14 protein-coding genes are annotated in these 12,794 nt (G+C 36.6%); 7 read left to right on the top strand and 7 right to left on the bottom strand.

All coding sequences use genetic code 11. The annotated features are described in order from the left end of the window. Nucleotides 1-2: 2 nt before the first annotated feature. Complete coding sequence (gshB, locus tag AC6EIY_RS09150; protein WP_498506613.1) at nt 3-932, top strand: glutathione synthase; 930 nt, start codon at nt 3-5, stop codon at nt 930-932. On the opposite strand, the gene AC6EIY_RS09145 is transcribed toward gshB, so the two are convergent. Continuing rightward, the gene (locus AC6EIY_RS09145) at nt 910-2,310 is read right to left on the bottom strand and encodes an isochorismate synthase (protein ID WP_498506612.1); all 1,401 of its coding nucleotides are present in this window, start codon (nt 2,308-2,310) and stop codon (nt 910-912) included. The genes gshB and AC6EIY_RS09145 overlap by 23 nt on opposite strands. 99 nt (nt 2,311-2,409) lie before the next feature. Between AC6EIY_RS09145 and menA the strand changes: the two genes are divergently transcribed. The 3 genes from menA to AC6EIY_RS09130 are packed head-to-tail and all read left to right on the top strand — an operon-like array spanning nt 2,410 to nt 5,556. After that, nucleotides 2,410-3,333, top strand: a complete 924-nt coding sequence (gene menA, locus AC6EIY_RS09140; RefSeq protein WP_498506611.1) for a 2-carboxy-1,4-naphthoquinone phytyltransferase — start codon at nt 2,410-2,412, stop codon at nt 3,331-3,333. A 19-nt stretch (nt 3,334-3,352) separates the two neighbouring features. Continuing rightward, a complete protein-coding gene (locus tag AC6EIY_RS09135) occupies nt 3,353-4,324 on the top strand; it encodes an o-succinylbenzoate synthase (protein ID WP_498506610.1) in 972 nt (323 codons plus the stop codon). Then, a complete protein-coding gene (locus AC6EIY_RS09130) occupies nt 4,321-5,556 on the top strand; it encodes an AMP-binding protein (RefSeq protein ID WP_498506609.1) in 1,236 nt (411 codons plus the stop codon). Before AC6EIY_RS09135 ends, AC6EIY_RS09130 begins: the two co-directional genes overlap by 4 nt. Here AC6EIY_RS09130 and AC6EIY_RS09125 read toward each other — a convergent pair. Next, on the bottom strand, nt 5,553-6,005 hold the full coding sequence (locus tag AC6EIY_RS09125; RefSeq protein WP_498506608.1) for an acyl-CoA thioesterase: 453 nt from the start codon (nt 6,003-6,005) through the stop codon (nt 5,553-5,555). The genes AC6EIY_RS09130 and AC6EIY_RS09125 overlap by 4 nt on opposite strands. A 5-nt stretch (nt 6,006-6,010) precedes the next feature. After that, nucleotides 6,011-7,195 carry an NAD(P)H-quinone oxidoreductase subunit H gene (locus tag AC6EIY_RS09120; protein WP_498506607.1) on the bottom strand — a complete coding sequence of 395 codons (1,185 nt, stop codon included), beginning with the start codon at nt 7,193-7,195 and terminating at the stop codon, nt 6,011-6,013. 41 nt (nt 7,196-7,236) lie between these two features. Between AC6EIY_RS09120 and rsmH the strand changes: the two genes are divergently transcribed. Beyond that, nucleotides 7,237-8,151: a 16S rRNA (cytosine(1402)-N(4))-methyltransferase RsmH gene (rsmH, locus tag AC6EIY_RS09115; protein WP_498506606.1), complete on the top strand. Its 915-nt coding sequence runs from the start codon at nt 7,237-7,239 to the stop codon at nt 8,149-8,151. Nucleotides 8,152-8,158: 7 nt separating this feature from the next. Here the strand turns inward: rsmH and AC6EIY_RS09110 are convergent, their stop codons facing one another. Then, nucleotides 8,159-9,307 carry a cysteine desulfurase family protein gene (locus AC6EIY_RS09110; RefSeq protein WP_498506605.1) on the bottom strand — a complete coding sequence of 383 codons (1,149 nt, stop codon included), beginning with the start codon at nt 9,305-9,307 and terminating at the stop codon, nt 8,159-8,161. A gap of 77 nt (nt 9,308-9,384) precedes the next feature. On the opposite strand from AC6EIY_RS09110, the gene AC6EIY_RS09105 reads away from it, so the two are divergent. After that, nucleotides 9,385-10,113 carry a response regulator transcription factor gene (locus AC6EIY_RS09105; protein ID WP_498506604.1) on the top strand — a complete coding sequence of 243 codons (729 nt, stop codon included), beginning with the start codon at nt 9,385-9,387 and terminating at the stop codon, nt 10,111-10,113. Between the two features lie 28 nt (nt 10,114-10,141). On the opposite strand, the gene bchM is transcribed toward AC6EIY_RS09105, so the two are convergent. Continuing rightward, a complete protein-coding gene (gene bchM / locus AC6EIY_RS09100) occupies nt 10,142-10,846 on the bottom strand; it encodes a magnesium protoporphyrin IX methyltransferase (RefSeq protein WP_498506603.1) in 705 nt (234 codons plus the stop codon). A 349-nt stretch (nt 10,847-11,195) separates the two neighbouring features. Between bchM and purE the strand changes: the two genes are divergently transcribed. After that, nucleotides 11,196-11,732 carry a 5-(carboxyamino)imidazole ribonucleotide mutase gene (purE, locus tag AC6EIY_RS09095; RefSeq protein ID WP_498506602.1) on the top strand — a complete coding sequence of 179 codons (537 nt, stop codon included), beginning with the start codon at nt 11,196-11,198 and terminating at the stop codon, nt 11,730-11,732. A gap of 23 nt (nt 11,733-11,755) precedes the next feature. On the opposite strand, the gene cysC is transcribed toward purE, so the two are convergent. Next, nucleotides 11,756-12,394 carry an adenylyl-sulfate kinase gene (gene cysC / locus AC6EIY_RS09090; protein WP_498506601.1) on the bottom strand — a complete coding sequence of 213 codons (639 nt, stop codon included), beginning with the start codon at nt 12,392-12,394 and terminating at the stop codon, nt 11,756-11,758. A gap of 52 nt (nt 12,395-12,446) precedes the next feature. After that, on the bottom strand, nt 12,447-12,770 hold the full coding sequence (locus tag AC6EIY_RS09085; protein ID WP_498506600.1) for a translation initiation factor: 324 nt from the start codon (nt 12,768-12,770) through the stop codon (nt 12,447-12,449). Between the last annotated feature and the right edge of the window lie 24 nt (nt 12,771-12,794).

Below are 12,794 nucleotides of genomic sequence, written 5' to 3'. Positions count from 1 at the left end.
TCATGCAGCAACTATTTGTTCTAGATCCAATTGAAAATATTAATCCTAACAAGGATTCATCAGCAGCACTTATGCAAGCGGCATATAGAGCCAACATAGATGTTTGGATTTGTACTCCATCGGACCTGCAAGCCCGAGGGGACGATGCATGGGTAGTTTCTAATAAAGTCAATTGTGAGCCATGGATCACTGTCCATTCATCGCAAAGCCTTCCCTTAAGAGATTTCTCATGCATTTGGATGCGCAAAGATCCACCTGTTGATGAGGCTTTTTTATATGCAACTCATTTATTAGAAGTTGCAGAAAGAGATGGTGTAAATGTAATTAATAAACCTGCATCATTGAGAGCTTGGAATGAAAAATTAGGAGCTTTAAGGTTCAGTGATTTAATGGCTCCCACTCTTGTGGCGAGTCGGGTGGAACAATTAATTACATTTGCAAAAGAGTACGGAGAAGTTGTTTTGAAGCCACTTGGGGGAAAAGGTGGGCAAGGAGTTATACGAATCGCAAAAGATGCTCCAGGCTTAGAGGCATTACTTGAACTGGTTACTTCACAAGAACATTTGCCAGTGATGATGCAACAATTTTTACCAGAAGTAATAAATGGCGATAAAAGAATACTTTTGATTAATGGAGAGCCATTAGGTGCAATTAACAGACGTCCAAAAAAAGGAGACTTTAGAAGCAACCTCGCTTTAGGCGGAAAAGCTGAGATAACTAAATTAACTCCTAAAGAAATAGAGATATGTGATCATATAAAGCCTGCTTTACAAGATGAAGGACTCTTTTTTGTTGGTATAGATGTTATTGGAGGGATGCTAAGTGAGATTAATGTTACGAGTCCAACTGGCATTAGAGAAGTAGAAAATCTAATGAATATTCCCTTAGCAGATCAAGTGATTAGTTATCTTATAAATCATTTGAACAATTAACCCTATCTAAGTTTAACAGATTTCTTAAAACTTCAAATTTCAAAGCCACCTCTTGAAGTTCCCCCTCAACAGTTGAGCCTTTTACTAAGCCAGCACCAGCAAACAATTTAAGTTCATAGCCTTTTAAATGTCCATAACGAATAGCTACCCTAAATTCTGAATTTTGATTTTTATCTATCCATCCAATTGGAGAAGCATATGTTTGACGATCAAATGGTTCCAAAGCTCGTAACCAACTCAAAGATAAACTCAAAGGCAATCCAGCAACTGCAGGAGTTGGATGAAGAGCTTGAACTAATTCAAGAGGAGATTTTTCTTTGACACACGCCTGAATTAGAGTATGCAAATGAATTAAATGACCTTGAGTAATTAATTTTGGTTGAGGAGAATAACTTGCTTTAACACCTTTTCTTAAAAGTTGTTCGACAATAGAGTTAACTACAAAATGGTGTTCTCTTAAATCTTTCGATGATGCAAGTAATTCTTTTCCATCATCACCCTTTTTTGCAGTGCCAGCTAAAGCATCGATTAGTAATTGATTATGATTGAGACTTATCAATCTCTCGGGTGATGCACCAAAAAACGACTCATCATGATTTTTTTGCCATAGGAATCGACAACTATTAGTTTGCTGCACTCTTAGACGAGCAAGTAAGTTCAGCGGATCTAATGGTTTCCTGAGTGAAAGGCGTTGTCTTGTAGCCAAAACAAGCTTATCCAAATCACCTGCATTGATTAATTCGATCCCTTTAGCCAAGGCATCTCGATATTGAGATTTCCAATCATTAGAACAACTATCGACTAAGAAATTTTGATTTACATCATAGAAAATTCGGACTGGCGATCTATTTATCTTTTCTCGAATTGACCATAATCTTTCTACTGATTCACGAACATCTGAAGGATTTAGGGCAACTGAATTCAAACGCAACCATGTCAATCCATCTTTTGCACTTAATTGCCACTTAGGCAAGACAGCCTGCAGGGAAAATTTATCATCACTTGATTTTTCATTACTCTTAATTTGATCAAAAAAAGAAAATGAAACTAGAATCTTTGATGTTGCAAATGCTGGACTTGGAGAAGTATCTACCAATCGAGTAAAAATCTCATCACTAAACCTTTGTGCATTTTCAAACCTCTTTGGTCCAGATAAATCCAAAGATTGGCAATGTCCTCCAGCAGAGATGCACAATTCGGGAGAAAGATCCCAAAGAAATCTAAACTGATGTTTTTCAGCAATTAAAGGTAATGCCCTTAAAGGGTCTGCTTGACTTACAGGAACAGAAATACTCAAGATACATTCATCAACTTTTCGTTCACTCCATTTCCGAAGAGAACTAACCAAAAGCTCACTAAAGACAGGTTCTAAATTCATATCCAATTAGAGCCTTTAAACACAAATAAACCAATACTTGAACTGCTCCCTAGTCTTAAGGAAGGAACCAAGAAAAAAACAGAACGAGCTATTTTATCAGTGAAGTCTTCTAAAACTAAAAAAAAACAGCTTTGGCAAGCCGCAATAAAGTGGCCGTTATATTCAGTCGCAATAATGCCTGTAATTTTATCTGCAGCATGGGTACTAGGGAATAGCGGCAATATTCGTCTGGGGCAATTCATAGGTTTTCTAATTGCCTCTATCTTGATTTTGCTTTGGGAGAATCTTACCAATGATCTTTTTGACGATGAAACTGGAGTTGACAAATACAAATTCCACTCCGTAGTAGCTTTAACGGGTAATAAAACCACTGTAAGTCGAGTTGCATATTTTTCTCTCTTATTAGGTTTATTTATCATATTTATCCTTGCTCTTAAAAGTAAAATAACAGTGCTGTTTTTGGTCTTAATTTGTTGTTGCCTTGGATATTTATATCAGGGACCACCATTTAGGCTGGGGTATAAGGGGTTGGGAGAACCCCTATGTTGGATTGCCTTTGGCCCGCTTGGTACAGCTGCAGCACTAATTGTTGTTTCTCCAAAATCCAATTTTCATACCATCCCCTGGGGAACAGCACTGATTGTTGGGGCAGGTCCGGCGATTGCAACAACTCTGGTTCTATTCTGTTCGCATTTTCATCAAATCAATCAAGATGCTGCTGTTGGTAAAAAATCACCCCTTGTTATTTTAGGCACTCATCGAGCGGCAGAATTTTTACCGTGGTTCGTTTGTCTAATATTTTTATTAGAATTATTACCTGTTCTACTTGGGATATGGCCAATAACGACTCTTATAAGTTTAATTAGCCTTCCTTCGGGTATAGATCTTATTAAATTAATTAAAAGACATCATAACCAACCTGAACGTATTCAAAACAGTAAGTTTTTAGCTTTACGCTTTCAGACAATTAATGGTTTAAGCTTGAGTTTAGGTTTTGCTATATCCTCATTCTTTTATAATTAATTTATGATTTTGTTGAATCATGAAATTAACAATTAATATCAAGCCATTTTCATTTCAACTAACAAGAAAGTTAATAACCTCTCGAGGAATTATTCATAGTAAGGAAGGTTTATTGTTGCAAATAAAAGACTCAGATGGAAATTGCGGATGGGGAGAAGTTTCACCTATTGAGAAAAAGGAGTTACAAAAAAGTATCAAAAGTCTTGAATTTATTGGGAGAGAAACGACAAAAGATGCAATAGAAAATTATTTATGTGAATTACCAGGAGCACTTGCTTTCGGACTAGGAACCTGCTTAGCAGATTTAGAAAATCTCACTAAAAGCAAGTTAATTTTTGAAGGTTTTGACGTCGCAAAATCAGCTTATCTTTTACCTACAGATATTGATCCATTAGAGTCAATAATTAAATATGTAGATAAATCAAATTACACGAAAACTTCTTGTACAATAAAATGGAAAGTATCTAACCTAGACAATAACATTAAGGAAGAGAAAACTTTACAAAAGATCTTAGCTATCTTACCAAATAATTTTAAACTTAGAATTGATCCAAATGGAGGTTGGAGTCGCCAAAAAGCACAAGAATGGATTAACGAACTCAAAAATGAACATCGTTTGGAATGGATTGAGCAGCCACTCCCATCAAAAGATATTGAAGGTTTATTTTCATTAGCCAATCAAATTCCAATAGCACTAGATGAATCTTTGGTTGCATTCCCATATTTACGAAAAACATGGGGAAGTTGGCAAATACGTCGCCCTGCCTTAGATGGTGATCCTAGATTACTGTTAAAAGAAATAGAACAAGAAGATAGTCAAAAAGTTATAAGTACAGCTTTTGAAACTGGTATTGGGAGAAGGTGGGTTAATCACCTCGCTGCCAGGCAACGCACAGGAGGAAATCCTTGTGCACCTGGACTTGCACCTGGATGGTGCCCCAAAGGCCCACTCTTTAACAACAATCCAGAATTAGTCTGGGAAGCCGTATGACCAAAGTTGCAGTTGTAAAATGTATTCCTGAAAAAAGCCTGAACTGTTCAAAAGAAATTTTGAAGAATTTTGAAAAGCATAACTGGGTATACCTAGCACCTCCAACAGATCAAACGAAAATCCCCACTTCTATAACGTTACCTGAAGGAGAAGGCTTAATCATTTCAAGCGGGGGGAGCATTGGTGGACCAAATCTTTGTTTACAATCAATTAAAAATCTAACTAATTCGGCTTTATCAACCGGAATGTGGTTACAGAATCATGGACTTAAGCCAAATGATTGCATCATTCTCAATTCACTACCATTACATCACATAAGTGGATTCATGCCTTGGTGGAGACATTACACGTGGCGATCTGAGTATCACTGGATTTCACCTTCTTTAATGCATCAACCACTTCAACTTAAGAAGTTTAGTGAAGCATTAACTAATAAATTTAGACGTCCATTGATTACATCCCTAGTCCCAACTCAATTATTATCTTTGATAGATAATACTGATGGTTTAATATGGCTTCAATCCCTTGCTGTGATATGGGTTGGAGGAGCATCCATCCCTGTAGAACTCGCTGAAAAAGCACGCAGAAAGTCTATTAATCTAGCTCCTTGTTATGGTGCCACCGAAACAGCTGCAATGGTGACTTGTCTTAGTCCTAAAGACTTTTTAAATGGTAGTAATAGTGTTGGATTCCCTCTAGAAGATGTTGAGATAGAAATCAACAAAAGAAATTCACTTAAAATTAAAACCAGTAGAATTGCAACTTCAAAATGGAAAAATGATAAATTCGAATCAATTACAGACTCAAATGGATGGTGGGAAGCAGGAGATTTAGCTCAATACATCACTTTCGACAATAGAAAAGCGATACAAATCTTAGGTAGAAGAGATTCAGCTATAAATTCCGGCGGTGAAACGATTTTTCCAGAAGATATCGAAATGGAATTAATGAAAATAATCTCAAAAAATCAAATCCCAATTAACGACATTTTTGTACTAGGAGTTAGTGATAAGAAATGGGGACAACGTTTAGTTGCCTTAACAAAATTCAAAGAGAAAGAAATCAACAGATTTCCAATCATCTCACTTCTGAATGATCTTATTGAGGACTGGCAACCATCCAAAAAACCATTAAATTGGTACGATTGTCCAAAACTTTCAAGAAATATAAATAAAAAATGGGAAATAAAAAAATGGCAAGATTGGATAGCTTTTAACAGACCTATTGACTAAAAATCCAAAATAGATTCATTAAGCCACAAATTTATTTGCTTAGATAATGCACATTTTTTTCTTGTAATTGGATTTATCGATACATGTTTTATATTTGTCGTACCGATTTGCTCTCCATCCTTTTTAAATTTTAATCGAAGGACAAATGAAGACTCATTTATCTTCTCTGTATTCAGTTCGATATTTATAGTATCTCCAACATAAAGTGGTTGAAAATAATTTGCTTCACAATGAACAACTGGTAAAGCCACATCTAGTTGGCTTGTATTGATTTCATTTGTAGGAAAAATATCTTTCAAAGCCATTCCATATTTTTCTAAACTTTCTTCCCAAGCTTCATGGCACCATTTGAATAATTGAAGAAAATGGACTACACCCGCCGCATCTGTCTCACCAAAACGAACGGTTCGTTGCAAAAACAACCATTCTCTAGGATCACGCTTATTCAAAAGACTTACCTATCAACAGAACCCATGATCACATCAATTGAGCCTAAGATAGCCATGATGTCAGCGACTTTGGCTCCCTTGAGTATGTGAGGAAGTATCTGCAAATTATTTGAGTCAGCTGCTCTGATTTTAAAACGCCAAGGAGTTACATCATTACAGCCTTGAATAAATACACCTATCTCTCCTTTCCCAGACTCAAGGCGTGTATATAATTCGCCATTAGGAATTTTAAAAGTAGGTGCAACTTTCTTAGCTACATATTGATAATCAAACCCGGACAAATCACCTTTTTTTCCATCAACTGTTCTTTGTGCCTCAAGATTTTCTGTTGGCCCCCCAGGAATCATCTCACAAGCTTGTCGTAATATCTTTAATGACTGTCTCATTTCTTCAATACGTACTCTATATCTAGCATAACAATCACCCTCTTTCTCCCATGCAACATCCCATTCAAAATCGTCATAGCATTCATAGTGATCTACCTTTCTCAAATCCCATGGGACACCTGCTGCGCGAAGCATTGGGCCAGAAAGACTCCAGTTAATAGCTTGCTCTTTTCCTATAACTCCTAAACCTTCTATACGTCTACGAAAAATAGGATTATTAGTAATCAATTTTTCATACTCATCAATTTTTGGACCAAACCAGTCACAAAAATCTTTGCATTTTTCTAACCACCCCCAAGGCAAATCACATGCAACGCCGCCAATGCGGAAATAATTATTGTTAATCAATCTCTGACCAGTTGCAGCCTCCCATAAATCGTAAATCATTTCTCTTTCTCTAAAAATATAAAAGAAAGGAGTTTGAGCGCCGACATCAGCCAAAAATGGGCCTAACCATAGCAAATGGTTGGCTATCCTGTTCAACTCAAGCATTATCGCTCTGATATAACTTGCTCTCTTGGGTACCTTTATATCTGCTAAACGCTCAGGGGCATTAACAACAATGGCTTCATAAAACATACCAGCCGCATAATCCATGCGACTCACGTAAGGAACAAACATAACGTTTGTTCTATTCTCAGCAATTTTCTCCATCCCTCGATGCAAGTAACCAATAACTGGTTCACAATCAACAACATCCTCTCCATCAAGGGTTACTACTAATCGCAATACACCATGCATTGATGGATGATGTGGCCCAAAGTTGACCACCATCGGCTCCGTACGCGTTTCAAGCTGCGTCATTGGGCCAAACCAAAGCAATGTTTAAATACTAGTAAAAACTTATGAAAGAAGGGCCAATTAGTTCAAGTTCTAACTTTAAACATGTCCCCGTAATGGGGAAAGAAATAATTCAATCACTTAAGGACTTACCAAGTGAATTAACAAAACAAGGATTAATTATTGATGCCACCATTGGAGGCGGGGGACACTCAGCTCAAATACTCGAAAATTTCCCGGGAATCAAAATCATTGGACTTGATCAAGACCCAATGGCTATAAAAGCAGCATCAGAGAAATTAATTAAATTCGGTAGAAGAATAGAAATAATTTCTACAAACTTCGCAGATTTTTCACATCACGAACAAGCCATTTGCGTCCTAGCGGATCTTGGAGTCAGTAGTCATCAACTTGATGAGCCTTCACGGGGATTTAGCTTTCGTCTAAATGGTCCAATAGATATGCGTATGAACCCAGAGGAGGGTTCAAGTGCAGCCGAACTTATTGAAACTCTCTCTGAGCAAGATCTAGCTGATTTAATATATGAATTAGGAGAAGAAAAACGCTCTAAACGTATTGCAAGAAAAATAAAAAATGATCTAGCAGAAAATGGGCCATACTCTGGAACCAAAGACCTTTCTTATGCAATTGCAGGATGCTTTCCACCCAAACAAAGACATGGTCGAATTCATCCCTCAACCAGAACTTTCCAGGCTTTAAGAATAGCTGTAAACAATGAATTAGTCTCTCTCGAGAGTTTACTTTTAAAAGCTCCAAACTGGTTGTTGGAGGATGGATTATTTATGGTGATGAGTTTTCATTCACTAGAAGATAGAAGAGTAAAATCGAGTTTTAAAACTGATAATAGATTAAAAACACTATCTAAAAAGCCTATGAGAGCAAGCCCTGAAGAGATAGAATTAAATCCAAGAAGTAAAAGTGCAAAGTTAAGAATTTCTGCAAAGAAATTTTTAAAATAGACTTAACTTATTGCCTAAGATTAATCACTATATTTGTAATAATTTCAATCGCCTTATTGATATCTTTCTCAGTCGTATTTCTCCCAATACTCATCCTTATTGATGCTTCAGCATCATTTTTACAAAGCCCTATCTCCTTTAGAACATGAGAAGCTTCACCATTACTGCAAGCTGAACCACTAGTACAAAAAATAAACCTTCTTAATTGACCATGCAATTGACTTCCCTTCACACCAGGGAAAGTGATATTGAGATTATGAGGCAATCTTTGATCGATAGATCCATTAACTATCAATCCAGAAATATTCTTTTTTAATCCACTCAATAATAAGTTTCTAAAAAACAAAAGTCTCTTATTCCTCCCATCCTGATCATTTTTTGTTATTTCGACTGCCTTTGCAAAGCCAACAATTAATGGGACAGGAAGCGTGCCAGATCTTAATCCAAACTCCTGTCCTCCTCCATATTGAGATGGTTCAAGAGGGAATCCTTCCCTAATCACCAAAGCCCCAATACCTTTAGGTCCATAAATTTTGTGAGCACTCAAACTCATCAGATCAATTCGAAATTTATCGGGGTCTAAATCTAAATATCCAAGGGCTTGGGCGGCATCAGTATGAAAAGCGATTCCCTTTCTCTTACAAAAAGATCCAATTTCACCAATAGGTTGCAAAACCCCTATCTCATTATTTGCAGCCATGACACTAACCAGAAAAGTATCTTTTTCAACAGCTTCAGAAAGTTGTTCAATATTGATTAAACCCTCTTTATTAGGTTGTAATTCTGACAAACGAAACCCTTCTTTTTGAAGCTGCCTAAGCGGGTCAAGGACTGCATGATGTTCTGTTGAAACAGTTATTATGTGTCCAGGTTTTCCAATCAGTTGTGCTTTAGCTCTTGCGTGTCCAACTAAACCCAAATTATTTGCTTCTGTTGCCCCACTCGTAAAAATTAATCTTTTAGGATTGACGTTCAAATAGGAAGCTATTTTTTCACGAGATACTTCTACTGCAGCTGAAGCAAAAACACCTGATCGATTATTAGTATTAGAGGGATTACCCCACAACTCGTTCCAATAGGGAGCCATCTCCTCAACAACCTTTGTACAACAAGGTGTTGAAGACTGAAAATCAAAAATCAGGTGATTATTATCCATTGATTCAATCGTTAGGCTGAATAGAATGAGAGGGATAAAGGGTAATATCCCTTCAAAAGCTCTAGAAGTTTAATTTTATGAGTGATCCCAATCCATCAACACAAGAAGTTTCTCAAACTCCAAGGATATTACTTGTCGATGACGAGCCTGGGTTAAGAACTGCTGTTCAGGCTTATCTTGAAGATGAAGGATTTCAAGTTACAACCGCTGTAGATGGAGAAGAGGGATGGGAAAAAGCTATAAAAATGATTCCTGATGTGATTATCAGTGACGTAATGATGCCTAGATGCGATGGTTATGGGCTTTTAAAAAAAATTAGAGGAGATGAAAGACTTGGAGGTACACCTGTCATTTTCCTTACTGCTAAAGGTATGACAGCTGATAGAACTCAGGGGTATCAAGCAGGTGTAGACGACTACATGCCAAAACCATTTGATCCAGATGAACTAGTTGCAAGAGTTAAGAATGTAGTTCAGCGGCAAGAACGATTATTAACTGAAGCAGCCAGATTTGCGAATGCTGATGTTGGCCAAATGGCAAAACAGATTACAGAAATAAAATCCATGCTCAGCCATGGGGATAAAAACAACCTACGCAAAGATGATTCGATTCCTAACTTCACCCCAAGAGAAGCAAGCGTTTTGCAACTAGTAGCAGAAGGTTTAATGAACAAAGAAATTGCAAGACAACTTGAGACTTCTATCCGTAATGTAGAGAAATATGTGAGTCGATTATTTATTAAAACCGGCACTTCTAGTAGAACAGAACTAGTTAGATATGCACTTGAAAATCATTTAGTTACCTAAATGTGTTTTGCAAACTAAAGATTTTAGTTCACTCAGATTTCACAAATTCTATTAACTTAGAGAAATAAAAAGGAGCTTGATTCAACTTGCTTTTGACCACTTTAAAGCCAGATTGCTTTGCAGCTTCGATAATTCCTGACTCCCTTAAGGTGTAGGCCCTAGTAGTTTTACTTGGTCCAGGGAATAGCTGACCAATACCTTTCAAAAGCGCTAGTAAAGGAGTGTAAGGAGCAAAGCTAACAATTAATCTTTCATCAGATAATTGGCAGAGATGTTTCACCATCGTCTCAGCCTCCTGTTGAGGGTAATGAATGAAAACATCTAAGCAAATAACTGTATTAAAGGAACCTTTTAAATTCTCTAAATCAGATGTTCGAAAATTCAGCTTATTGAAGTCCAAGCCTGCCTCCTTTGCCCTGCTTTTCGTCTCAGTGATCATTGCTTCAGAAATATCACTTAAATGAATTGATTTAGCACCCAATTTTGCCAATGGGATACTTAAGCTACCAACACCGCAGCCAGCATCACAGAAACTTTTATCCTTGATATTGTCGTACTCTCTCAACCAATTAATGACATCATCAACTGTTTTTTGGTGACCTATCCTTATATTTTTTTGAACTTTATTTACATCATCACTTTCGCTATATATTCGATTCCATCTATCAAATCCTGTCCCATTAAAATATTCAGTGACTTCGGCTTTTTCATTGTTCTCAATTTGCGTTGTCATTTCATCAGATAATTACCTCTTACCAATCTTACGCATCTAACTGCCAAGAGAACTTTTGATTACAAGAATTCATTCTCCATCGAAGTGAAGACTGAATTTTTTTCCAGTAAAAATTTTTGCAGTCATTGTTTTTTGACTCAATACCGTACTTGGACCAGGTGTTGCCATCAAATGGCAGAAGAAAGATCATTAATCCTATTAATTATTTTCTTCCATCAATCATGTGAAGGCAAAGTGAATCCTGCAATTTTTCATTTGGAAGTCTTTGTAAACCATTTTCCACTGTTAGCAAATGCAGGATTTCTAAATAATTGGCATTATTAAGAATGAGATTTATAAAAATTGACAATTGTCTTTAACCGAAGCTTATACATTGAAGGAAGTAGCAGTAGTGATGGGTAGTGATTCAGATCTTAAAACTCTTGAACCTGCGATTACAATTCTAGATAAATTTGGGATAACTAATGAAGTAAGGATTTTATCCGCTCATAGAACTCCCAAAAAAATGATGGATTTTGCTCAGATGGCAGAATCAAATGGTTTTAGAGTCATAATTGCGGGGGCTGGAGGGGCTGCTCATCTACCTGGAATGATCGCATCTCTTACGACCCTTCCAGTAATAGGCGTTCCAGTCAAAAGCAAGGCGCTTTCAGGGGTAGATTCTATGTATTCAATCTTGCAAATGCCCTCAGGCATCCCAGTGGCAACAGTTGCCATTGAAGGGGGCCTGAATGCTGGCCTTTTAGCTACTCAAATTTTGGCAATTAATAATACTGAATTAACAAACAAATTAAAAACCTACAGATCTGAGTTGCATGACCTTGTAATAAAAAAAGATCAAAAACTTAGAGAGATTGGAGCTGGAATGTATCTTGAAAAAATGTAATGAACGTGAAATTAATTACTAATTCAATAAGAGATTTTTGAAATAATCTTTTTATTAACAAGAAAATTAGTAACTATATCTACACATTTATCAATATCCAGATTTCCAGTGTCAATTTTCAATTCTGGAGACAGAGGGTCTTCATAAGGACTTGATATTCCAGTAAAATCCTTGATTTCTCCATTTCTTGCCTTGGCATAAAGTCCTTTTGTATCTCTTGTTTCACAAACCCCTAAATCAGCTGAACAATATATTTCTATAAAATCATCTTTTCCAACTAATGATCTTGCATTATTTCGATCAACTCTAAATGGTGATACAAATGCTGTTAATACAATTATCCCAGCATCAAGAAACAGTTTAGAAACTTCGCCAATTCTTCTAATATTTTCTTCTCTATCAAGATCAGAAAATCCTAGATCTTTGCATAAACCATGTCTAATGTTATCTCCATCTAAAACATAAGTTGAATAACAATTTTTATGTAGAGCTACATTTACTGCATTGGCTAGTGTGCTTTTCCCAGAACCAGATAGACCCGTAAACCAAAGTATTGCACTGCGATGCCCTCTTTGCTGAGATCTAGCGTCTCTATCAACTGAAGAATGGTGCCAAACTATATTGGTGGCTTTTGATAGATGTCTTTGAGAGTTTTGTTCCATGAATTCAGACTAATTGTTTACTATTCTCCATGTTGATCGACACAGTTTATTGTCAGCCTCCACTCTGTTTTGGTCTAAAACCGTTCTTGAAAAGAAAATCTTGAGCTTTTGAAATTTGATCTCCTTGTAACTCTAAAAAATCACCTTTCAAAGCTCCCCCTGTTCCGCAAGCTATTTTTAAATTCTTAAGAATTACTTTTGCCTCTACAGGATTTAATTCCAGTCCTTTAATGACAGTCACAAGTTTTCCTTTCTTTCCAGATCGAGTTCTTTCTAGACGAACTTGTCGCTTTCCTTTAGGAGTAACACTATTTTGCGTGTCATTCCCTATTGTCTTAAGAGGGTCATTAAATTCACTCCAGCCACCTTTGGACATTTTCTTACTTTTTGGCTGGTAACT

This window comes from Prochlorococcus sp. MIT2304 (assembly GCF_059772405.1).
Note: the sequence above shows the minus strand (reverse complement) of the source record. Positions and strands in the feature narration are given on the sequence as shown.

Excerpts from the sequence above, each read along its gene's own strand:
- gshB (WP_498506613.1), top strand. The coding sequence starts at position 3 with ATGCAGCAACTATTTGTTCTAGATCCAATTGAAAATATTAATCCTAAC.
- AC6EIY_RS09145 (WP_498506612.1), bottom strand. The coding sequence starts at position 2,310 with ATGAATTTAGAACCTGTCTTTAGTGAGCTTTTGGTTAGTTCTCTTCGG.
- AC6EIY_RS09135 (WP_498506610.1), top strand. The coding sequence starts at position 3,353 with ATGAAATTAACAATTAATATCAAGCCATTTTCATTTCAACTAACAAGA.
- AC6EIY_RS09130 (WP_498506609.1), top strand. The coding sequence starts at position 4,321 with ATGACCAAAGTTGCAGTTGTAAAATGTATTCCTGAAAAAAGCCTGAAC.
- AC6EIY_RS09120 (WP_498506607.1), bottom strand. The coding sequence starts at position 7,195 with ATGACGCAGCTTGAAACGCGTACGGAGCCGATGGTGGTCAACTTTGGG.
- rsmH (WP_498506606.1), top strand. The coding sequence starts at position 7,237 with ATGAAAGAAGGGCCAATTAGTTCAAGTTCTAACTTTAAACATGTCCCC.
- AC6EIY_RS09110 (WP_498506605.1), bottom strand. The coding sequence starts at position 9,307 with ATGGATAATAATCACCTGATTTTTGATTTTCAGTCTTCAACACCTTGT.
- AC6EIY_RS09105 (WP_498506604.1), top strand. The coding sequence starts at position 9,385 with ATGAGTGATCCCAATCCATCAACACAAGAAGTTTCTCAAACTCCAAGG.
- bchM (WP_498506603.1), bottom strand. The coding sequence starts at position 10,846 with ATGACAACGCAAATTGAGAACAATGAAAAAGCCGAAGTCACTGAATAT.
- cysC (WP_498506601.1), bottom strand. The coding sequence starts at position 12,394 with ATGGAACAAAACTCTCAAAGACATCTATCAAAAGCCACCAATATAGTT.
- AC6EIY_RS09085 (WP_498506600.1), bottom strand. The coding sequence starts at position 12,770 with ATGTCCAAAGGTGGCTGGAGTGAATTTAATGACCCTCTTAAGACAATA.